Genomic DNA, 19,658 nt, shown 5'->3' on the forward strand with positions numbered 1-19,658 from the left:
TGACCAGGGGACGATCCTGAGCCGCTATGGTTAAGGAAGTGCTTCAGGGGTCAGACGATCGTTTATGTCATCGGCCGCTTCGGTCTGCACTGGACGTCAAAAAAGTATCGGTCGGGTGGACAAGCCGTGGTGGCAGGCGCTTCAATTGCCGCCTAAGCTTTCAATCACGGCGGCCAGTGGGAATACACGCGTCTGCCTGACGAAGCGCAGCAACCGGTCACAAGACCGGACCCGCGCGGGGAGGAAAATGAAGATGAATCCGGACCTGGAAGTCGTCCAGATCAGACAGGGAGAGTCGTTCAAGGCCTGGGCCCACGGCTATCCTTTCCGCACTGTGCGCTGGCACTTCCATCCTGAATACGAGCTGCATCTGGTCGTCGCCACCACCGGCCGCTATTTCGTCGGCGACTTCATCGGCGAGTTCGAGCCGGGCAATCTGGTGCTCACCGGGCCCAACCTGCCGCACAACTGGGTCAGCGACGTGCCGCCGGGCGAAACCGTGCCGCTGCGCGGCCGCGTCGTCCAGTTCTCGGAAGAATTCATCGCCGAGGCTTCCGCCGCATTGCCCGAACTTGCCGCCTGCGCCGGCATCCTCGAAACCAGCCGCCGCGGCGCGCTGTTCTCGGCGGCGACGGCTGAGCTCGCGGCGCCCTTGCTGGCGGAGCTTACCGAGGCGCAGGGCGTGCGCCGCCTGTCGCTGTTCATGGCCGTGCTCGATATCTTGAACCGCGCCGGCGACGTCCGCACGCTGGCCAGCGCGGGCTATCTGCCCGACCCGTCCGGCTTCATGTCGGCCGGCATCAACCAGGCGCTCGCCTATATCAACTGCCACCTGACCGAGCCCTTCAGCGAAGGCACTTTGGCCGAGATTGCCGGGCGCAGCCCGAGCGCCTTCTCGCGCAGCTTCCGACGGCATACCGGAATGGCGCTGGTGCAGTATGTCAACCGGCTGCGCATCAACCTCGCCTGTCAGCTGCTGATGAGCGAGGCGCAGATGTCGATCACTGAAATCTGCTACGCCGCCGGCTACAACAACATCTCGAATTTCAACCGCCAGTTCCTGGCGCAGAAGGGCATGTCGCCTTCGCGCTTCAGGGCCTTGCTGGCTGAGAACATCAACGCGGAGATTGCCGCCTAACAGGGAGGAAGCGGGAGGAGCTTAGAGCAATTGCGAAGCGGTTGAACGCGGCGATCTTGCCGTAGCCTCCGTCCGGAATTGCGTCAAACAAAGAGACATTCAGGGAAGGAAGGATGCGGGGTGCAGGTCACCCTGTGCTGGGGATCGTTTATCCTGAAATCCAGCACGTTCAGGAGGATGTTCGCGCGGCTTACCGGGATCGGATCGATCCTTGGCCGCCGCCGGTCATACTCCTTCCAACAGTTCGACATGCAGTCAAGGCCTGACGCGCCAGCCATCGCGCAGGTCCTCATGAAACCATTGCTTGAAAACGGAGACATTCGAATGACCAGATATGCATGGAAATCGCCGTTTGCCTTGAAATCGACAATCGCCGCGTTCGCGCTCTCGCTGCTCGGCACCACGGCGGCATTCGCCGACACGGTCACCGACGCCACAATTGCCTTCCTGATGCCCGACCAGGCGTCGACCCGCTACGAGCAGCACGACTATCCCGGCTTCGTCGCCGAGATGAAGAAGCTCTGCCCGGGCTGCAAGGTGATCTACCAGAACGCCGATGCCGATGCGGCGCGCCAGCAGCAGCAGTTCAATTCTGTGATCTCGCAGGGCGCCAAGGCGATCGTCCTCGATCCCGTGGATTCGACAGCCGCCGCCTCGCTGGTCAAGCTTGCGCAGAGCCAGGGCGTCAAGGTCATCGCCTATGACCGGCCGATCCCGACTGCGCCGGCAGATTTCTATGTGTCCTTCAACAATGAAGGTATCGGCAAGGCGATCGCGGATTCACTGGTCGAGCATCTGAAAGCGCTCAAGGTCGACCCGGCCGGCGGCGGCCTGCTGCAGATCAACGGCTCGCCGACCGACGCTGCCGCGGGCCTGATCAAGAAGGGCATCCACGAGGGCCTCGACAACAGCGGCTATCCGATCCTGGCCGAGTTCGACACGCCGGAATGGGCGCCGCCGAAGGCCCAGCAATGGGCCAGCGGCCAGGTCACGCGCTTTGGCGCCAAGATCCTCGGCGTCGTTGCCGCCAATGACGGCACCGGCGGCGGCGCGATTGCCGCCTTCAAGGCGGCCGGCGTCGATCCGGTTCCGCCGGTGACCGGCAACGACGCGACGATCGCGGCGCTGCAGCTGATCATCGCGTGCGACCAGTACAACACCATCTCCAAGCCGAGCGAAATCGTCGCGGCCGCCGCGGCCAACGTGGCCGTCAAGCTGTTGTCGGGCGAGACGCCGAAGGCCGAGATGACGCTTTACGACACGCCCTCGCAGCTCTTCACGCCGGCGGTGGTGACGCAGGAGAACCTCAAGGCCGAGATCATCGACAAGAAGATCAACACGGCCGCCGAGCTGTGCGTCGACCGCTATGCCGAGGGCTGCAAGAAGCTCGGCATCACCAACTGATCATATGGCATCCGGCCGCCCGTCGGCGGCCGGATGCCCGAGGACGACTGTCACGAAAGGCGGCGCATGAGTGAGAATTCCGAAAGATCGGCTTCCGTCGGCGAGCTGGTGCTCAGCCTGCGCGGCATATCGAAGAATTTCGGCGCCGTTTCGGCGCTGACCGATATCGACTTCGACGTCCATGCCGGCGAGGTCGTCGCGCTGGTCGGCGACAACGGCGCCGGAAAGTCGACGCTGGTCAAGATCCTTGCCGGCGTGCATCAGCCGAGCTCGGGAACGATCAATTTCCGCGGCAGGGCGGTGACGCTGCCCGACCCGCGCGCGGCGCTGACGCTTGGCATCGCCACGGTGTTCCAGGACCTCGCACTCTGCGAGAACCTCGACGTCGTCGCAAACATTTTCCTGGGCAACGAACTCAGCCCGCTTCGGCTGGACGAGGTGGCGATGGAGATGCGCGCCTGGACGCTGCTCAACGAATTGTCGGCGCGCATCCCGAGCGTGCGCGAGGCGGTGGTCTCGCTGTCCGGCGGCCAGCGCCAGACCGTCGCCATCGCGCGCTCGTTGCTGCTCGAACCGAAGCTCATCCTGCTCGACGAGCCGACCGCGGCCCTTGGCGTTGCCCAGACCGCGGAGGTGCTCAACCTTATCGACCGCGTCCGCGCGCGCGGCCTCGGCGTCGTGATGATCAGCCACAACATGGAAGATGTCCGCGCCGTCGCCGACCGTATCGTGGTGCTCAGGCTGGGGCGCAACAACGGCGTCTTCGAGCCCGACGCCTCGAACCAGGACCTGGTGAGCGCCATCACCGGCGCGTCCAACAACGCGGTGTCTCGGCGCGCCGAGCGCCTGCGCATGGAACGCGACCAACCCGGTAGCGTACAGGCCGGGGAGCAACGCCCATGACGGACGTCAAGCAAGGCGCTCCCGCGCCGATGGCGCTCGACCGCGCCGATGCGCGCGTGAAGCATGAGGCAGGCCTCAGTGGAGCGGTCCGCGCCTTCCTCGACCGCGTGCGCAGCGGCGATCTCGGCTCGCTGCCGGTCATCGTCGGCCTCGTCGTCATCTGGACCGTGTTCACCAGTCTCAATCCGGTCTTCGTTTCCAGCAGCAATCTGGTCAATCTCCTGTTCGACTGCTCGACGGTCGGTGTCATCGCGCTCGGCATCGTCTGCGTGCTGATGGTCGGCGAGATCGACCTCTCGGTCGGCTCGATCAGCGGCTTTGCTTCGGCGATGGTCGGCACGCTCTGGGTCAATCAGGGCTGGCCGGTCGCGCTGGCGATCCTCGCAGCGCTGGCCTTTGGCGCCCTGATCGGCTCGCTCTATGCCTTGCTGTTCAACCGCCTCGGCATGCCGAGCTTCGTCTCGACGCTCGCCGGCCTGCTCGCGGTGCTGGGCATGCAGCTCTACATCCTCGGCTCGACCGGCTCGATCAACCTGCCCTATGGCTCCGCTTTGGTGGATTTCGGCCAGCTCATGGTGATGCCGAAATGGGTCTCGCACTTGCTGGCGGCGATCCCTGGCCTGGCGCTGCTGGTCAGCGGGCTTCGCACCTTCGCGCGCCGCCGCGCGGCTAACCTGTCGACGCCGTCCGCCGCCGGGCTCATCCTGCGCGTCGCCGCCATAACCATCGGCCTCGAGCTGATCGTCGCCTACCTGAACCAGTCGCGCGGCATCCCATGGATGTTCGGCCTGTTCGTCGGCCTCGTCGTGGCGATGAACTATGCGCTCACCCGGACCAAATGGGGGCGTTCGATGACCGCCGTCGGCGGCAACCGCGAGGCGGCGCGGCGCGCCGGCATCAAGGTGCGCGCCATCTACCTCAGCGCCTTCGCGCTGTGCTCGCTCTTCGCCGCGCTGGGCGGCGTGCTGGCCGCCGCCCGGCTCGCTTCAGCCAGCCAGCAGGCCGGCACCGGTGACGTCAACCTGAACGCCATCGCGGCCGCGGTCATCGGCGGAACCAGCCTGTTCGGCGGCCGCGGCAGCGCCTATTCCGCCCTGCTCGGCATCATCGTCATCCAGTCGATCGCCAGCGGCTTGACGCTGCTCGATCTGTCCTCGTCGCTTCGCTACATGATCACCGGTGCCGTTCTGGCCATCGCCGTGATCGTCGACTCCCTCGCGCGCCGTTCCCGTGCTTCGCACGGCCGCGCCTGAACAGTTCAAACGAGAAGGGTACACATGGCTCAAGATCTTTCGGGAAAAGTCGCCGCGGTCACCGGCGCGGCATCGGGCATCGGCCTCGAATGCGCCAGGGCGATGCTTGCCGCCGGCGCCCGCGTCGTGCTGGTCGATCGCGCGCAGGACAGGCTGAAGGAGGTGGTCGCCGAGCTCGGCGACGGCGCGATCCCGCTGGTGGTCGACCTCACCAGCCCCGCCAGCGTGGCGACCATGCTGCCCGGCATCCTCGAAAAGACCGGCCAGCTCGACATCTTCCATGCCAATGCCGGCTCCTATGTCGGCGGCGAGATCCTCAACGGCGATCCAGACGCCTGGGACCGCATGCTGAACCTCAACATCAACTCGGTGTTCCGCTCGGTACACGCGGTGCTGCCGCACATGGTCGGCCGCAAGACCGGCGACATCGTCGTCACCAGTTCCATTGCCGGCCTCGTTCCGGTCGTCTGGGAGCCGGTCTACACGGCCTCCAAGCACGCCATCCAGGCCTTCGTCCACACGCTGCGCCGGCAGGTCGCCAAGCATGGCCTGCGCGTCGGCGCCGTGGCTCCCGGCCCGGTGGTGACGGCGCTGATCAGCGACTGGCCGAAGCAGAAGCTCGAGGACGAGTTGGCGGCCGGCGGGCTGATGCAGCCCACCGAGGTCGCGGACGCCGTCCTGTTCATGCTCACGCGGCCGAGAAACATCACCATTCGCGATCTGGTGATCCTGCCGCAGAGCAATGATTTGTGAGGGGAATAAGGCAGTAGGGGAGTAGGGGAGTAGGGGGGTAGGGAAAGGACCTCTGCTCTTGCGACCGACCGCTCACGACTGACAATCTTCCTACTGCCCTACTGCCCTACTGCCCTACTGCCCTACTGCCCTACTGCCCTATTGCCCTACCTTTGAGGTTCCCATGCCTTCCCACTTTCTCGGCATCGATGTCGGCACCGGCAGCACGCGCGCCGGCGTCTTCGATGAGCGCGGCGAACTGCTGGCTTCCGCCAAGCGCGACATCGCGCTGTTCGTCGAGCCCGGCGAGATCGCCGAGCAGTCGAGCCGCGACATCTGGCAGGCGGTGTGCGCCAGCGTGCGCGAGGCGGTCGGGAAGTCGGGCATCGATCCCCGGGAAATCGGCGGCATCGGCTTCGACGCGACCTGTTCCCTGGTGGTGGTCGGCGACGATGGCAAGCCCTTGCCGGTCGGCCGTTCGGGAGACAGCGATCGAAACATCATCGTCTGGATGGACCATCGCGCCCTCGACCAGACCAGGCGCATCAACGCCCTGCGGCATCCGGTCCTCGACTATGTCGGCGGCGTCATTTCGCCGGAGATGGAGACGCCGAAGCTTTTGTGGCTGAAGGAGAACCTGCCCGCGACCTTCGCCGGGGCAAGCCATTTCTTCGACCTTGCCGATTACCTGACCTGGCGCGCCACGGGCAGCCTTGCCCGTTCGGTCTGCACGCTTTCCTGCAAATGGACCTATCTCGGCCACGAGCGGCGCTGGGACGACAGCTATTTCCATGCGGTGGGGCTCGGCGAACTTGCCGACGAAGGTTTTGTCCGTATCGGCACCGAAGCGGTCGATCCGGGCACGGCGCTTGGCGCCGGGCTGACGGAGAAGGCTGCGGCCGAACTGGGACTGGTTGCGGGCACGATCGTGGCCGCCGGGCTGATCGATGCCCATGCCGGCGGCGTCGGCACGGTGGGCGCTGCCGGCGATGCCGGTACCATTGCCTCGCGCGTGGCCTATGTGCTCGGCACCTCGGCCTGCACCATGGCAAGCAGCGAAGGTCCGGCCTTTGTGCCGGGCGTATGGGGACCCTATTATTGCGCCATGGTGCCGGGGTTCTGGCTGAGCGAGGGCGGTCAGTCGGCGGCCGGGGCGGCGATCGATCTGCTGGTGCGTTTCCATCCGGCCGCAGCGGAGGCTTCCGCGCGCGCCGCGGCTGAAGGCAAATCGCTGGTCGATTGGCTGGCCGCGGCCGCCACGGCGGCTTCGTCCGACCTGTCGGCTGCCGCCACGCTCGCGGGAAGCATCCATGTCGTACCCGAATTCCTCGGCAATCGTTCGCCCTTGGCGGATCCGGATGCGCGCGGCCTGATCGCCGGACTCGGCACCGACCGTTCCGTCGAAAGTCTCGTCGGCCTTTATGCCGCCGGGCTTTGCGGCCTCGGCTATGGCGTGCGTCAGATCGTGGCGGCGATGGCCTCATCCGGTCTTGCCGTCGACACCATCGTCATCAGCGGCGGCGCCGGCCAGTCGCCGCTGGTGCGCCAGCTGCTCGCCGACGCCGCCGGCCTGCCGGTCGCCGCCTCGCAGTCGCCCGAGCCGGTGCTGCTCGGTGCAGCGATGCTGGGAGCGGTGGCATCCGGCCGGTATGGGGACCTTTCGACCGCCATGCCTGCCATGTCCCGGCTTGGTGATGTTTTCAAGCCGGCGACCGATGCCATGCGGACGTGGCACGATCGTCGCTACGAGGCCTTTCTGGCGCTGCAGGCGGTGGGTCGCAGGATACGCTGAGGGATCGATCAACGCTTAAACAGCGACGGGACTTCGAACGGATTGGGCGCCGGCTCCTGCGGCAGCGTGCCTTCCGCCTTGCGCTTCTTGTGATGCGCGAGCGAGCATTGCGCAGAGCACAATATGCCGCGATCGGTCCAGTAGGCGGGGCCTTCCTCGATCATGCCGTGATAGTACGAGAACCCGGGCGCCCGGTAAGGCAAGCCGCATTCGATGCAGCGATAGGCGTCGGGTCTGGCAAGCATGGGGTGTTCCGGTTCGCTTTGCTCTACAATCGGCGGATCATACCAGCCGGATGCAATTCGTCGTAGAAATTTTCAGCGGCAATTGCAGCCTTGAAAAATTGGCCATGGCTATCGCGATTTCGTCATTCTATGGCGGAGCAAGGAGCGAAGCGACGCGCGCAGACCCGAGGATCCATTCCGTGACGTCGAGGCGTTTCGACGATCCAGAATTCTGCTCCGCTGCACTCCATGGCCAAGGGCACGGAATGGATCCTCGGGTCTGCGCGACGCTTCGCGTCGCTCCGCCCGTGGACGACGAAGCCTACGCTTGCAAAATCCGCGTGACAAAGTTTGACGCTTACGTAAAAAGAAGGCGCGAAATCGACGTCTGGTTTCGCTTCGGCCATGCACTAGGATTGGCCGGAACGCAGGAGAATCAGACATGTATCGCGCGCCGGTAGACGACATCGCCTTCACGCTGAAGCAGGTGGCGGGGCTGAAGCCGGCGCTCGACGCCGGCATTTTCGGCGATCTCGGCGAGGACTTGGTCGACGCGATCCTGGCCGAGGCGGGACGCTTCGCCAGCGAGGAGGTCGCTCCGCTCTATAAGATCGGCGACGAGCATGGCGCGGTACTGAAGGACGCTGCCGTCACCACGCCGCCCGGCTGGAAGGAACTCTACCGGCGCTGGATCGACGGCGGCTGGAACGCGCTGTCCGGGCCGGAAGGATTCGGCGGCCAGGGCCTGCCGACGATGCTCGGCGTCGCCGCGCTCGAAATGTGGAATTCCGCCGCCATGGCCTTCGGCATCGGCCCGACGCTCACCATGGGCGCGGTCGAGGCGCTGGACAAGCACGCCTCGGAGGAACTCAAGGCCAAATACCTCGCGAAACTCGTCTCCGGCGAGTGGATGGGCACGATGAACCTGACCGAGCCGCAGGCGGGCTCGGATCTCGCGGCCTTGCGCAGCCGTGCCGAGCCCGTCGGCGACGGCACCTACCGCATCTTCGGCCAGAAGATATTCATCACCTATGGCGAGCACGATTTCACCGACAACATCGTGCATCTGGTGCTGGCGCGGCTGCCCGACGCGCCGGCGGGCACGCGAGGCATCTCGCTGTTTTTGGTGCCGAAGTTCTTCGTCAACGACGATGGTTCGCTCGGCGGCCGCAACGACGTCTTCTGTTCCGGCCTCGAGCACAAGCTCGGCATCCATGCCTCGCCGACCTGCACCATGATCTATGGCGACGGTTTCCAGGGCGCCAAGCCCGGCGCCATCGGCTGGCTGATCGGCGAGGAGAACAACGGGCTGGCCTGTATGTTCACCATGATGAACAACGCCCGTCTTGCCGTCGGCATGCAGGGCGTGGCGGTGGCCGAGACCGCGACGCAGAAGGCGATCGCCTATGCTAATGAGCGCCGCCAGGGCAAGGCCTCGGACTATTCCGGCTCCGGCATGGCGCCGATCGTCCATCATCCCGATGTGCAGCGCAGTTTGCTCACCATGCGGGCGCTGACCCAGATCGCCCGCTCGATCAGCTATTCCTGCGCGCATGCGCTCGATCGTGCGCGCCTCGGCGAGGGCGAGGCCGCCGCCAATTGGCGCGACCGCGCCAACCTGCTGACGCCGCTCGCCAAAGCCTTCTCGACCGATGTCGGCGTCGAGGTCGCCTCGCTTGGCGTCCAGGTGCATGGTGGCATGGGCTTCATCGAGGAGACGGGTGCCGCCGCGCTCTATCGCGATGCGCGCATCGCGCCGATCTATGAAGGCACAAACGGCATCCAGGCGATCGACCTTGTGGCGCGAAAGCTGTCGCTCGGCGGCGGCGAGCATGTGCATGGCTACATCGGCGAATTGAAAGCGGTGGCCGATGCGGTGCGCACCTCCAACATCGAAGGCTTCGGCCGCACCGCCGACAATCTCGACCGTGCGCTTGCCGATCTCGACGAAGCGACGCGCTTCCTGCAGAAACTGCTTGCCGACGGCAATGCCGACGCCGCGATGGCCGGCGCCACGCCCTATCTGCGCCTGATCTCGCTCGCCGCCGGCGGCGCCTATCTGGCGCAAGGCGGGCTGGCCGACCGCAGCCGCATCGCGCTTTGCCGCTTCTTTGCCGAAAACCTGCTTGGCGAGACGCACGCGCTCAAGGAGCGCGTCATCGACGGCGCCGAGAGCCTCGCCGCCGCCGGCAAGGCTCTGATTTCCGCTTAGGCATCCCGACCTTCAAAGGACCAACCGTGACAGACCATATCCTCGTCGAGCGCCATGGTGTTGTGCAGATCATCCGCATCAACCGCCCGGACAAGAAGAACGCGCTGACGCGCGCCATGTACGCCAAGATGTCGACCGCGCTTGCCGAAGGCGATGCCGATCCGGCGGTCCGCGTGCATGTCTTCCTCGGCGTTCCGGGCGCCTTCTCCGCCGGCAACGACCTCGCCGATTTCCTGGTCATCGCCACCGGCGGCGAGGGCGGCGACGAGGTCTGGGATTTCCTGATGGCGCTGGCCAAGTCCGAGAAGCCGATGGTGTCGGGCGTCGACGGCATTGCGGTGGGCATCGGCACCACGCTCAACCTGCATTGCGACCTGACGTTCGCCACCCCGCGCACGATTTTCCGTACGCCCTTCGTCGATCTCGGCCTGGTGCCGGAGGCCGGCTCGAGCTTGATCGCGCCGCGGCTCCTCGGCCGGCAGGGCGCCTTCGCGCTGCTCGGCCTCGGCGAAGGCTTTTCGGCCGAGCGCGCCAAGGCGGCCGGTATGATCTACGACGTCGTCGCAGAAGACGCACTGGAAGGCGCGGTGCTGGCCGCGGCCAACGGCATCGCCGCCAAGCCGCCGCAGGCGCTGAAGATCGCGCGCGACCTGATGCGCGAGCCGCGCGAGGAACTCGTCGCCCGCATCGAGGTCGAGAGCCAGCATTTCCGCGAGCGGCTGACCTCCGAAGAGGCGCGCGCCGCGCTCACTGCTTTCATGACGCGCAAGAAGGGATAGGCTCGAAGCCCATCCCACGAAAGCGCCCGCCGCGGCGGGTGTCCGCCTGTTCACGTCAGCTTCTTGGCCGCCTGTTCGTCCAGCGCCTTGCCGAAAGCCTCTGCTGTCCATCCGGCTTCGAGCGCGCGGTGGAACAGCGCCTGCTGCGTTTCCGGCGCCAGCCCGCCGATCGGCGGATCGCGATCGAGATTGGTTGGGAAGGAATATCCTTCCGCCGTCGAGGCGATCGCGTTCGCGGCCGCCGCTTGCGAGATCGCGCCGGTTGCCAGCATCTTCTGTATCGCCGGATAGAGCGCGCGGCTCATCCTGGTGCGGTCGACGCTTTCCATCGCGCGGCCATAGCCTGACGACACCTGCAGCAAATTGGCCATGCGGCGGACGTCTGCGGAGCGATTGTTGCCGGCGGCGTGGAACAGCGCCGGGTTGAAGAAAGCGGCGTCGCCCTTTTCCAGGGCAAGCTGCACGTGATGCTCGGCGAAATACGCCTTGAACTCCGGCAAGCCCGCGGCGAGATATCCCGGCAAATAGGCTTGCGAGTAGGGGAGGTACAGCGTCGGCCCGCTCTCCAGCGGCATGTCGCAATGGGCGACGGCCCCTTGCAGCGTCAGCACCGGCGAGATGCTGTGCACATGCACCGGATAGCGCTCGATCACTTCGGGGGTCTGGAAACCCAGATGATAGTCGCGATGCGCCGATTGCGCGGCGCCGCCCGGATTCACGCAGTTGATCTGCGAGGTCATCTGATAGGCCGGGCCGAGCCAGGCTTCCGAAATCAGCGCGATGATGTCGTTGGCGTAATAGGCGGCGAAGGCTTGCGGGTCGCGCAGGCAGAATTTTTCCAGCGCGTTCCAGATGCGGTCATTGGCGCCCGGCTTGGCGAAATGGTCGCCGCCGCCGGTTCCCGCGGCGTGCTGCTCGGCGATCATCTCGTTGAAGAGCTTGGTCGCCGTATCGACCGGCGTCGTGTCGGCGAACGCTCTTTTGAAGGCCACGACACCGGGCCCGCTGGTCATCGCCTCGACCCACTCCGCCAGCAGCGCCTTGCGCGTCTCGGGGTCGGCTGCCGCCTTGCGGACGGCGTCGCCGTCATAGATCAGCACGTTCTTTTCGACACTGGCGGCGAAGGGGTAGTCGGCGGGGTTGGTCGTCTGCTCGACGATCGTCCGGAAGCTTTCGATGTCGCACTGGTCCTTGGTCAGCCAGACCCGTTCGGACCGGATCTTCGCTGGGTTGTCGGCCTTCATGACGCATCCTCCTGTTGCGGTCCCGATTGTCATTGCCGTATACCGCAATCTGGGGCGCCGTTTGCCTCCGAAACACCTCAAAAACACCTCAGAAGATGTCTCGTCCGTTTCTCGTCAAGGATATCGCTCTCCAGGCCGGGCTCAGCCTCGCGACGGTCGACCGCGTTCTCAACGAGAGGCCGGGCGTGCGCGAGCACACCGTACGGCGGGTCAGGCAGGCTATCGGCGAGCTTGAAAAGCAGCGCGACCAGATCGGCCTTTCCGGCCGCAAGCTTGTCCTCGACGTCGTCATGGAAACTCCGTCACGCTTCAGCGAGGCGGTGCGGCAGGGGCTGGAACAGGCGATGCCGTCGCTGCAGCCGGTGATCTTTCGTGCCCGCTACCATTTCGCCGAGACGCGCGGCGTCGGCGACACGGTCGCCATCATCGAGACCTTGCGGCGGCGCGGCAGCAACGGCGTGTTCCTCAAGGCGCCCGATGTCGCGGAGGTCAGGAGCGCGACGGCCGGGCTCATCGCCGCCGGCATCCCCGTCGTCACCCTGGTGACGGATCTTCCCGACACGGGTCGGCAGGCCTATGTCGGCATGGACAACCGGGCGGCCGGCGAGACCGCGGCCTATCTTCTCGGCGAGTGGCTTGGCGGCGGGCCGGCGCGCATCCTCGTCACCATCAGCAGCAACCGGTTTCGCGGCGAGGAGGAGCGCGAGATAGGCTTCCGGCAAGCGCTCCGCGAGCGCTATCCGGCGCTCGGCATCGTCGAGGTCAGCGAGGGCCATGGCCTCGATCGCAACACCGGCATGCTCGCGCTCGCGGCCTTGCGAGCCAATTCCGACATTGCCGGCGTTTATTCGATCGGCGGCGGCAACCGTGCCATCGTCGAAGCCTTCGCCGCGCTCGGCCGCACGTGCCGCGCCTTTGTCGGGCATGACCTCGACGCCGACAATCTCGCGCTCCTGCGTGCCGGGCGCATCAGCGCCGTGCTGCATCACGATCTCGGCCACGACATGCGAAGCGCATGCCTGCATGTCATGCGCGCGCATGGCTTGCTGCCGAAATCGCCGGTCTCGGGCATGGCCAACATCCAGATCATCACGCCCTTCAACGTGCCGCAGGCGGTTGGCAACACATAGGGGCAATGCCACAGTGCTTCAGGGATAAAGCCTGACCTTGTCCCAACCGCCTTGCGCGTTGCGCGAAAAGACGACCCGGTCATGCAGGCGGAACGGGCGGTCGTGCCAGAACTCGATCGTCTGCGGCATGATGCGGAAGCCCGACCAGTGTTTCGGCCGCGGGATCTCGCCGATGGCGTAGCGCGCCGTGTATTCGGCCACCGCCTTTTCCAGCGCGAAGCGGCCCTCCAGCGGCCGAGACTGTTTCGAGGCCCAGGCGCCGATGCGGCTGCCGCGCGGCCTGGTCGCATAATAGGCGTCGGCCTCGGCGTCGCTGACGATCTCCACCGGCCCGCGCACCCGCACCTGGCGGCGCAGCGATTTCCAATGGAAGCACATCGCCGCCTTCATGCTGCCAAGAATCTCGCGGCCCTTGGCGCTCTCGAAATTCGTATAGAAGACAAACCCCTTTTCGTCGAACCCCTTGAGCAGCACCATCCGCACATCCGGCATGCCGTCGGCGTCGACGGTCGCCAGGGCGACGCCGTTGGCGTCGTTGATCTCGCTTTTGGTTGCGTCCTCCAGCCATGCGGCAAAGAGCCGGAACGGCTCCGCAGCCTCTGTGAAGTCACTGCTTGTTAACTCGGTTTCGTTCATAGTTTTCCAAATTTTTAATATTGCGGGAGGAGTTCGCCGATTGTCGCGTATCGCGCAAGCTTTTGACAGCAGGCAATGGAGCGTTATCGCTTCGGCCAGTGCCAAGGCTGCGCTGTTGACGTTGGCGCTTCCTCTTGCCGCCTGCGGCGCCGGCGGCTTCAGCCTGGAAAAGGCAGAGGTCGACCGCTCGATCATCACCTCCAGCGCGCCGTCCTCGCCCGCGGCTCCGGCGGCGGCCGACAAGGACTCCGACCAGACCACCATCGGCAACGCCGTTTCCTCCGCCGACATCAAGGAACTGGGCGGCCAGGCCGTGCCATGGGCCAATGCCGGCACCGGCTCGCGCGGCGCGATCACCGAATTGGTGGAACTGAAGGATGGCGGCCTGACCTGCCGCCGTTTCAGCGCCACGCGCGAGAGCTTCGACGGCGTTGCCCTCTACAAGGGCGAACTGTGCCTGGCCGGTGCCGGCGGCTGGCGCATGCAGGAATTCAAGGCGCTCTGATTTCGGGCGCTTTGATTTTCGGGCGCCAATTCCCCTTGCGGCACTGGAATTTCTTCCTATGCGAGCGCATATAGGGGGCGACCCGTGAATTCAATCTCTCTTGCAGGCAGGAAGCATGCGCGACCCCTATGAGGTGCTGGGCGTTGCCAAGAACGCATCGGCCAAGGACATAAAATCGGCTTACCGCAAGCTCGCCAAGAAGCATCATCCGGACCAGAATCCGAATGATCCCAAGGCGAAGGACCGTTTTGCCGCCGTCAACCAGGCCTACGAAGTCGTCGGCGACGAAAAGGCGCGCGGCGCCTACGATCGCGGCGAGATCGACGCCGAAGGCAAGCCGAAATTCCAGGGCTTCGAGGGCGCGGCCAGCGGCGACCCGTTCGCCGGGTTCCGCCGTCAGCAGGGCCCGGGCGGCGCGCATTTCGAGTTCCGCAGCGGACGTCCCGGCGGCGATCCGTTCGACGGCAACAGCGACATCTTCAGCCAGATCTTCGGCGATGCCTTTTCCGGCGCCCGCGGCGCCGGCCGGGGCGATCGTCGCCAGCCGGTCCAGGCGGCCGATCTCAATGTCACCATGGATATCAGCGTCGAGGAGGCAGCCACCGCCGATAAGGTGACGGCGATGTTTCCCGACGGCCGCAAGGTGGCGGTCAAGCTGCCGGCCTATGTCGAGGACGGCCAGACGATTCGTCTGAAGGGCCAGGGCGAGCAGGGCCCGGGCCAGCCGGGCGACGCGCTGGTCAAGATCCATATCCGCCGCCACGCCCGCTACCGCATCGAAGGGCGCGACCTGCATGTCGATCTGCCCGTCGATCTGGCCGACGCCGTGCTCGGCGCCAAGGTGGCGGTCGAGACGCCGACCGGCAAGCTTGCGGTCAACGTTCCGGCGTGGTCGAGCTCGGACAAGGTGCTGCGCCTCAAGGGCAGGGGCCTGCCGGAAAAGGCCGGTGGCCATGGCGATCTCTATGCCCATGTGCGGCTGATGCTGCCGGAAGGCGGCGATGCCGAGCTTGAGGCCCTTATGCGCCGCCAAAAAGGCTGATCGGCGGAATTTTGTTCCCGTTACAGTGTCTTTTGAGCGCTTGAAGGGGCTTTGTGCCTGTGCGATAGGCTCTCCACAAAGCAGATATTCTTGCGGAGAGCTTGCACATGGCAGGTGGACAGGGCCTGATGGCCGGTAAGCGGGGCCTGATCCTCGGCGTCGCCAACAATCGGTCGATCGCTTTCGGTATCGCCAAGGCGTGCGTCGATCATGGCGCCGAGATTGCGCTGACCTATCAGGGCGAGGCCTTCAAGAAGCGCGTCGAGCCGCTCGCGGCCGAGCTCAACGCGCATGTCGCGGGCCATTGCGACGTAACCGACCCGGAAAGCCTTGACGCCGTCTTTGCCGACATCGCCAAGCATTGGGGCAAGCTCGACTTCCTCGTCCATGCCATCGCCTTCTCCGACAAGGACGAGCTGACCGGCCGCTATGTCGAGACGACGCGCGACAATTTCCTGCGCACCATGGACATCTCGGTGTTTTCCTTCACCACCATCGCCAAGCGCGCCGAGCCGCTGATGACCGATGGCGGCTCGCTTTTGACGCTGACCTATTACGGCGCCGAGAAAGTGATGCCGCATTACAACGTCATGGGCGTCGCCAAGGCGGCGCTCGAAGCGAGCGTGCGCTATCTGGCCGTCGACCTCGGCGCCAAGAAGATCCGCGTCAACGCGATCTCGGCCGGTCCGATCAAGACGCTGGCCGCCTCCGGCATCGGCGACTTCCGCTATATCCTGAAGTGGAACGAGTACAATTCGCCGCTCAAGCAAACGGTCACCCAGGAGGAGGTTGGCGATTCCGGCGTCTACTTCCTGTCGGATCTGTCGCGCGGCGTGACCGGCGAGGTCCATCATGTCGATTCCGGCTACCATGTCGTCGGCATGAAGGCGGTCGACGCGCCGGATATCTCGACCGTCAAGGACTGATCGCCTCCGCCTATCATCCGTCCAGGCCCTGGCCCGACCTACGGAAGACCTGATGTATCCGCTCGTCTACATCGCGCGCCACGGCCAGACCGAGTGGAATGCCGAGCACCGCCTGCAGGGCCAGGCCGACACCGACCTCAACGATTTTGGGCGCAAGCAGGCGAGGCGCAACGGTCAGCGGCTGGCGGAGCTCGTCAGAAATCCTGCGGATTTCGACTTCGTCGCCAGCCCGATGCGGCGCACCCGCGAGACGATGGAACTGGTGCGCGAAGCGATGGGGCTCGATCCTTCGGCCTACCGCACCGACCCGCGTCTGGTCGAGATAAGCTTCGGCGACTGGCAGGGCTTCACCTTCGCCGAGCTCGAGGAGCGCGTCCCTGGTTCAACCGACGGCCGCCGCCACGCCAAATGGGATTTCCAGCCGCCAGGCGAGGGCGCCGAAAGCTACGAGATGCTGCTCGAGCGGATCAAGCCGTGGCTCGACGCGCTGAGCCAGCCGACCGTCTGCGTCACCCATGGCGGCGTCATCCGCTGCTTCTTCCGCTTGGTCGCGGGCTTTTCCAAGCAGGAGGCCGCCAGCCTCGAGGTGCCGCAGGATCGTCTGCTACGGCTGGAGGGCCGCAGTTTGGAGTGGCTTTGAGGCAGACGCGCCTCCGCTTCGTCATTCCAGGGCGGAGCAAGGAGCGGAGCGACGCGCGTAGACCCTGGAATCCATGCCGCGACCTAGGTCAAATGGTAAAAACGGTGCAGAAGAGAACCGGTTCTGCACCGCTGCAAAGGGTCGACGTAACGGTTCTAGGGTCTGCGCGCGTCGCTACGCTCCTTGCTTCGCCCTAGAATGACGAAACACGGGCGCTTCAGCCTCTAACTCGAAAGCTAATTCTGGTCGCTGTCGGGCAGCTGCATATCCGTCACGACATTCTCGCCATTGGTCACGTCATAGGCGATGACGATGTCCATGCCGGGCTTGAGCGAATCGATATCGGTCTCGGCGTTGAGCTTGTAGGCCTTGCCGTCGTCAAGCGTCAGCGTCAGCGTGTCCTTGTCGACCTTCTTGATCAGGCCTTCGGTCTGGCCGGCGAACGCGGCGGCGGTGGAAATCAGCAACATGGCGCAGGCGGCGCCAATCAGGGTACGCATCGTCGTCCTCTTTGGTCATTGCGCCGGCTGGTCAGCGGCGGATCCTCAACGGCGGATGGGAAGAGAGCAGAAACCAACCGAATGTGTCAAAACTAAATCCGCCAGATCACAGTTTGATGCAGCGTTTGACCACTGTGGAAAACGCCAATAGAACGCAAGCCGGCAGCGCCGCGCGTGCTTTTGGATGCGCAGGGGATGCTGCACCACTTCAGGTTGCCGGCTCCGCCGCCGGGCAGGGCGATTTCCATGTCTCACAACACATTCGGCCATCTCTTCCGCGTCACCACCTGGGGTGAAAGCCACGGCGCCGCGCTCGGCTGCGTTGTCGACGGCTGCCCGCCCGGCATTCGCTTCAGGCGCGAGGATATCCAGGCCGAGCTCGACCGCCGCCGCCCTGGACAGTCGCGCTTCGTCACCCAGCGCCGCGAGCCGGACGAGGTCAAGATCCTGTCCGGCTTCATCCTCGACGAAGACGGCGAGACGATGATCACCACCGGCACGCCGGTGTCGATGCTGATCGAGAATGTCGACCAGCGCTCCAAGGATTACGGCGAGATCGCCCGCCAGTACCGGCCGGGCCATGCCGACTATACCTACGACGTCAAATACGGGCTGCGCGACCACCGCGGCGGCGGCCGCTCCTCGGCGCGCGAGACTGCGGCCCGCGTGGCGGCCGGCGCGCTTGCCCGCAGGATAGTGCCTGGCATGGTGGTGCGCGGCGCACTGGTGTCGATGGGCGAAAAACAGATCGACCGCGCCAACTGGAACTGGAATTTCGTCGGCGATGCCGAAAATCCGTTCTTCACCCCCGATCCGGCATCCGTCCCGGTCTTCACCGCCTATCTCGACGGCATCCGCAAGGCCGGCTCCTCGGTCGGCGCGGTGATCGAGATCGTCGCCGACGGCGTGCCGCCGGGCCTCGGAGCGCCGATCTACGCCAAGCTCGACCAGGACATCGCGTCGGGCCTGATGTCGATCAACGCCGTCAAGGGCGTCGAAATCGGCAACGGCTTCGAGGCGGCCCGCATCACCGGCGAACAGAACGCCGACGAGATGCGCATGGGCAATGACGGCAAGCCGGTGTTTTTGTCCAACAATGCCGGCGGCATATTGGGCGGCATTTCGACCGGACAGGCGATCGTCGCCCGCTTCGCCGTCAAGCCGACCTCGTCGATCCTGACCCCGCGCCAGTCGATCGACAAGGACGGCAAGGATGTGGAAGTGATGACCAAGGGACGCCATGACCCGTGCGTCGGCATCCGCGCCGTGCCGATCGGCGAGGCCATGGTTGCCTGCGCGGTCGCCGATCATTATCTGCGGCACAGAGGACAGACAGGGAAGGCAGTAGGCCGTAGGGAATAGGCAGTAGACCGCCCGACACAGCCGTTTTCTTTCTTCTACTGCCTACTGCCTACTGCCTACTGCCTAATTCCTGCGAGCGAAGCGAGCATCAATGCCTTACGACCAGAAAAAGATCGTCGAAGCGATCCGCGCCTTCGAGCGCGGCGAGATCGTCGTCGTCATGGACGATGACGGGCGCGAGAACGAAGGCGATTTGATCGTCGCCGCCGTCCACTGCACGCCGGAGAAGATGGCCTTCATCGTCCGCAACACCTCCGGCATCGTCTGCACGCCGATGCTGCGTGACGATGCCAGGCGGCTGAACCTCGCGCCGATGGTGGCGGACAATGACTCCGCCCACACCACCGCGTTCACGGTCAGCGTCGATTTCAAGCACGGCACCACGACCGGCATTTCCGCCGACGACCGCACGCTCACCGTGCGCAATCTTGCCAACGGCAATGTCGGCCCGTCCGATTTCGTGCGTCCCGGCCACATCTTCCCCCTGATCGCGCGCGAAGGCGGCGTGCTCATGCGCTCCGGCCACACCGAGGCCGCGGTCGATCTCTGCAAGCTCGCCGGTCTGCCGCCGGTCGGCGTCATCTCCGAGCTGGTGAACGACGACGGCACGGTCAAGCGCGGCCCTGAAGTGCAGGCCTTCGCGGAACAGCATGGCCTGAAGCAGGTCTCGGTCGCAGACCTAATCGCCTACCGCCAGCGCAAGGAAACGCTGGTCGAGCGCGTCGCCTGCTCTGACATCGACACGCCCGGCGGCAAGGCGCAGGTCTTCACCTACACGCTGCCCTGGGATTCCATGCACCATGTCGCGGTCGTCTTCGGCGACATACGCGACGGCGAGGACGTGCCGGTGCGCCTGCATTCGGAAGATGTCGTCACCGACGTCTTCGGCACCAGCCATCGCCTCGACGGCATCATGAAGGCGATGGGCGAGCGCCGGCGCGGCGTCATCGTCTATCTGCGCGAGGGTTCGGTCGGCGTCGCCCACCAGGAGCGCAAGCGCCCGGCGAGCGGCGACCGCGAGGATCATGAGGAAGCCCGCCGCCGCGAGAACGAATGGCGCGAGATCGGCCTCGGCGCCCAGATCCTCAAGGACCTCGGCATCTCCTCGATCAACCTGATCGCCTCGCGCGAGCGCCACTATGTCGGCCTCGAAGGGTTCGGCATCCATATCGCCAAGACCGAGATTCTGTAGTCTGTCGAAGGACTGACGCACCGTCCCGCTGGCAGCTCTGCCCG

Annotated in this window: 19 protein-coding genes; 15 read left to right on the forward strand and 4 right to left on the reverse strand. The window is 65.3% G+C overall.

Annotated features, from left to right (window positions below):
- The first annotated feature begins 253 nt into the window (after window positions 1–253).
- From FJ957_RS24150 to FJ957_RS24175, 6 genes are all read left to right on the forward strand, one after another.
- Window positions 254–1,138: an AraC family transcriptional regulator gene (locus tag FJ957_RS24150; protein WP_140705267.1), complete on the forward strand. Its 885-nt coding sequence runs from the start codon at window positions 254–256 to the stop codon at window positions 1,136–1,138.
- 324 nt (window positions 1,139–1,462) lie between these two features.
- Window positions 1,463–2,542: a sugar ABC transporter substrate-binding protein gene (locus FJ957_RS24155; protein WP_140835323.1), complete on the forward strand. Its 1,080-nt coding sequence runs from the start codon at window positions 1,463–1,465 to the stop codon at window positions 2,540–2,542.
- Window positions 2,543–2,608: 66 nt separating this feature from the next.
- Window positions 2,609–3,445, forward strand: a complete 837-nt coding sequence (locus tag FJ957_RS24160; RefSeq protein WP_140835324.1) for an ATP-binding cassette domain-containing protein — start codon at window positions 2,609–2,611, stop codon at window positions 3,443–3,445.
- Window positions 3,442–4,698: a sugar ABC transporter permease gene (locus tag FJ957_RS24165; protein WP_140835325.1), complete on the forward strand. Its 1,257-nt coding sequence runs from the start codon at window positions 3,442–3,444 to the stop codon at window positions 4,696–4,698. Before FJ957_RS24160 ends, FJ957_RS24165 begins: the two co-directional genes overlap by 4 nt.
- A 24-nt stretch (window positions 4,699–4,722) precedes the next feature.
- On the forward strand, window positions 4,723–5,451 hold the full coding sequence (locus FJ957_RS24170; protein WP_140835326.1) for an SDR family oxidoreductase: 729 nt from the start codon (window positions 4,723–4,725) through the stop codon (window positions 5,449–5,451).
- Between the two features lie 163 nt (window positions 5,452–5,614).
- Window positions 5,615–7,222, forward strand: coding sequence for an FGGY-family carbohydrate kinase (locus FJ957_RS24175; protein ID WP_140835327.1), 1,608 nt, complete (start codon window positions 5,615–5,617; stop codon window positions 7,220–7,222).
- Window positions 7,223–7,230: 8 nt separating this feature from the next.
- Here FJ957_RS24175 and FJ957_RS24180 read toward each other — a convergent pair whose 3' ends face one another.
- Window positions 7,231–7,467 (reverse strand): hypothetical protein, encoded by a 237-nt coding sequence (locus FJ957_RS24180; RefSeq protein ID WP_140835328.1) that lies wholly within the window; start codon window positions 7,465–7,467, stop codon window positions 7,231–7,233.
- A gap of 421 nt (window positions 7,468–7,888) precedes the next feature.
- Between FJ957_RS24180 and FJ957_RS24185 the strand changes: the two genes are divergently transcribed.
- Both FJ957_RS24185 and FJ957_RS24190 read left to right on the forward strand, forming a co-directional pair.
- The gene (locus FJ957_RS24185; RefSeq protein ID WP_140835329.1) at window positions 7,889–9,658 is read left to right on the forward strand and encodes an acyl-CoA dehydrogenase family protein; all 1,770 of its coding nucleotides are present in this window, start codon (window positions 7,889–7,891) and stop codon (window positions 9,656–9,658) included.
- A 26-nt stretch (window positions 9,659–9,684) separates the two neighbouring features.
- Window positions 9,685–10,437, forward strand: a complete 753-nt coding sequence (locus FJ957_RS24190) for a crotonase/enoyl-CoA hydratase family protein (RefSeq protein WP_140835330.1) — start codon at window positions 9,685–9,687, stop codon at window positions 10,435–10,437.
- Between the two features lie 50 nt (window positions 10,438–10,487).
- On the opposite strand, the gene FJ957_RS24195 is transcribed toward FJ957_RS24190, so the two are convergent.
- The gene (locus FJ957_RS24195; RefSeq protein WP_140835331.1) at window positions 10,488–11,681 is read right to left on the reverse strand and encodes a phytanoyl-CoA dioxygenase family protein; all 1,194 of its coding nucleotides are present in this window, start codon (window positions 11,679–11,681) and stop codon (window positions 10,488–10,490) included.
- Between the two features lie 95 nt (window positions 11,682–11,776).
- Here FJ957_RS24195 and FJ957_RS24200 point away from each other — a divergent pair, with 95 nt between their 5' ends.
- A complete protein-coding gene (locus tag FJ957_RS24200) occupies window positions 11,777–12,811 on the forward strand; it encodes a LacI family DNA-binding transcriptional regulator (protein WP_140835332.1) in 1,035 nt (344 codons plus the stop codon).
- Window positions 12,812–12,829: 18 nt separating this feature from the next.
- Here the strand turns inward: FJ957_RS24200 and pdxH are convergent, their stop codons facing one another.
- Window positions 12,830–13,447 carry a pyridoxamine 5'-phosphate oxidase gene (pdxH, locus tag FJ957_RS24205; protein WP_140783440.1) on the reverse strand — a complete coding sequence of 206 codons (618 nt, stop codon included), beginning with the start codon at window positions 13,445–13,447 and terminating at the stop codon, window positions 12,830–12,832.
- A 40-nt stretch (window positions 13,448–13,487) separates the two neighbouring features.
- Here pdxH and FJ957_RS24210 point away from each other — a divergent pair, with 40 nt between their 5' ends.
- The 4 genes from FJ957_RS24210 to FJ957_RS24225 all read left to right on the forward strand — a co-directional run bounded on the left by FJ957_RS24210 (window position 13,488) and on the right by FJ957_RS24225 (window position 16,560).
- On the forward strand, window positions 13,488–13,952 hold the full coding sequence (locus FJ957_RS24210; RefSeq protein ID WP_140835333.1) for an RT0821/Lpp0805 family surface protein: 465 nt from the start codon (window positions 13,488–13,490) through the stop codon (window positions 13,950–13,952).
- A 115-nt stretch (window positions 13,953–14,067) separates the two neighbouring features.
- Entirely contained in the window at window positions 14,068–14,994 is a 927-nt protein-coding gene (locus tag FJ957_RS24215; protein ID WP_140835334.1) for a J domain-containing protein, read from the forward strand.
- 107 nt (window positions 14,995–15,101) lie between these two features.
- Complete coding sequence (gene fabI / locus FJ957_RS24220; protein ID WP_042641715.1) at window positions 15,102–15,920, forward strand: enoyl-ACP reductase FabI; 819 nt, start codon at window positions 15,102–15,104, stop codon at window positions 15,918–15,920.
- Window positions 15,921–15,972: 52 nt separating this feature from the next.
- Complete coding sequence (locus FJ957_RS24225; protein ID WP_140835335.1) at window positions 15,973–16,560, forward strand: histidine phosphatase family protein; 588 nt, start codon at window positions 15,973–15,975, stop codon at window positions 16,558–16,560.
- Window positions 16,561–16,796: 236 nt separating this feature from the next.
- Here FJ957_RS24225 and FJ957_RS24230 read toward each other — a convergent pair whose 3' ends face one another.
- Complete coding sequence (locus tag FJ957_RS24230) at window positions 16,797–17,060, reverse strand: DUF1344 domain-containing protein (RefSeq protein WP_041002438.1); 264 nt, start codon at window positions 17,058–17,060, stop codon at window positions 16,797–16,799.
- Window positions 17,061–17,306: 246 nt separating this feature from the next.
- Here FJ957_RS24230 and aroC point away from each other — a divergent pair, with 246 nt between their 5' ends.
- Entirely contained in the window at window positions 17,307–18,422 is a 1,116-nt protein-coding gene (gene aroC, locus FJ957_RS24235) for a chorismate synthase (RefSeq protein ID WP_140835336.1), read from the forward strand.
- Between the two features lie 91 nt (window positions 18,423–18,513).
- The gene (gene ribB / locus FJ957_RS24240) at window positions 18,514–19,614 is read left to right on the forward strand and encodes a 3,4-dihydroxy-2-butanone-4-phosphate synthase (protein WP_140835337.1); all 1,101 of its coding nucleotides are present in this window, start codon (window positions 18,514–18,516) and stop codon (window positions 19,612–19,614) included.
- Window positions 19,615–19,658: the final 44 nt, after the last annotated feature.

It is taken from the genome of Mesorhizobium sp. B2-4-6, from assembly GCF_006442775.1.
GTDB lineage: Bacteria > Pseudomonadota > Alphaproteobacteria > Rhizobiales > Rhizobiaceae > Mesorhizobium.